Source organism: Paenibacillus turicensis (assembly GCF_017873435.1).
GTDB lineage: Bacteria > Bacillota > Bacilli > Paenibacillales > Paenibacillaceae > Fontibacillus > Fontibacillus turicensis.
The window spans coordinates 1-1,155 of sequence record NZ_JAGGKG010000045.1 but is presented as its reverse complement, the minus strand read 5'-3'; the positions used below and the strand labels follow the sequence as shown (position 1 = coordinate 1,155).

General features: G+C 37.2%; 1 protein-coding gene. It reads left to right on the top strand.

Features of this window, described 5'->3' with window-relative positions; genetic code table 11:
- Positions 1–53: 53 nt before the first annotated feature.
- Positions 54–1,013, top strand: coding sequence for a tyrosine-type recombinase/integrase (locus J2Z32_RS22205; protein WP_210091385.1), 960 nt, complete (start codon positions 54–56; stop codon positions 1,011–1,013).
- The last annotated feature ends 142 nt before the right edge of the window (positions 1,014–1,155 follow it).

Here is a 1,155-nt window from a genome sequence, read left to right as displayed (position 1 = left end):
TGTCGTACAATAACAATTATGCGACACGAATATGACAACAGGAGGCATATCGGATGGAATTAAATTCAAATTTCATTACATCATTAGACACCTATCCGCATGAAACGACATATAGTGATGAGCAGATTATTCAAATGTTCTTATCAGTGTGTACGAATGCACCTAATACACGCAAAAATTATGCTCGTGCCCTTTATCATTTTTCTAAATTTATTGCAGGGAAAAAGCTTAGAGATGTAACTTGGCGGGAAATTGAGGCATATAAACTGTATCTAAGTCAAGCTAATTATAGGGAAAATGGAAGGGCGCTGGCACCTGCAAGTATTGCTGCATTTATCGCTCCCTTAAAATCATTTTACAAATGGGGTAGTGAAGATGGGATAGGATTATTCCCTACAAATCCTACATTAACGACTCGAATTCCGCCTACAACGATCACTAGTCGTAGAAATTATTTAACGAAGCGTGAAGTTGGACAACTTTTAGACGTTCTTTATAATGACAGTCTAAGAAATTACTTAATTGGCTTATCCTTAGTCCTTCTTGGATTACGTGTTTCTGAGTTAACACGGATCAAATGGGGAGATTTTCATACAGATGCATTGGGTAAGTCTATCTGGTTAACAATTACGCAAGCTAAGCGTGGCAAGACAAGGGAGGTTAAAGTACCGAAAAGATTATGGGAATTGTTTAAGGAGCATACGTTTGCAGCTTCTAAACTTGAGGAGCCAAACGAAGATTTTCTTTTGTTTCCGATTACAACTAGACAGGTAGAAAGAATTATTAAAGCGGCTGGTGAGCGTTGTAAGTTAGCTAAAAAGCCAACCCCTCACTGGTTAAGACACACAAATGCAACACTAGCATTATTAGAAGGGGCGTCATTGCAGCAAGTACAAGAAACGTTAGGGCACACTCATATCAATACAACGCAACGTTACCTACATACTGTAGAACAGTTAAAAAAAGCCGCTCCTGATTTCGTTCAGGACAGTTTAGACGAATATATCAAATAATATAGTGCTTTTTGTCTATTTTTGATACTTTTTGACTATACGACTTCCACGCAAATGTCCTATAATATGTATTAACAACAAAGCATTCCATTTTTTTCATGATAGACTCATAGAAAGGTCGCATAATTGTTATTGTACGACA